Genomic DNA, 370 nt, shown 5'->3' with positions numbered 1-370 from the left:
GCTCGGCGACCACCCGGTACGGGTTGAGGATCCCCGGCTGCGCGTTGAGCAGGTTGATCGGCCGCGCGTACGGGCGCAGCTCCGGCAGGTCGCACAGCCGCGACAGCGGGCCGGACGGGTCGAGGATCGTCCAGTTCGCCCCCGCGCGCAGCGTCTTGTAGACGATGCCGCCGCCGAGGAACGACTTACCACCACCCAGGCCCGCCACCATGGCCGTCAGGCCGGAGCCGTCGCGGATCTCCTGGGCCATCCACGGGTCCCAGGCCACCGGGCGCCGCGTGGCCGTGCACGTCTCGCCGAGCAGGATGCCGCGGCGGTCGCCGACCTCCGCCGTCGCCGTCGGGACCGCCGAGGACGCCCAGACCACCGA

1 pseudogene is annotated in these 370 nt (G+C 74.3%); it reads right to left on the bottom strand.

Annotation, left to right across the window (positions count from 1 at the left end):
- A pseudogene (locus tag ACERZO_RS50350) lies at positions 1-370 on the bottom strand (ATP-binding protein); the annotation flags it as partial.

Origin of the sequence: Amycolatopsis kentuckyensis (assembly GCF_041679295.1) — a bacterium.
Lineage (GTDB): Bacteria > Actinomycetota > Actinomycetes > Mycobacteriales > Pseudonocardiaceae > Amycolatopsis > Amycolatopsis kentuckyensis_A.
This window is presented reverse-complemented; position numbering and strand designations above follow the sequence as displayed.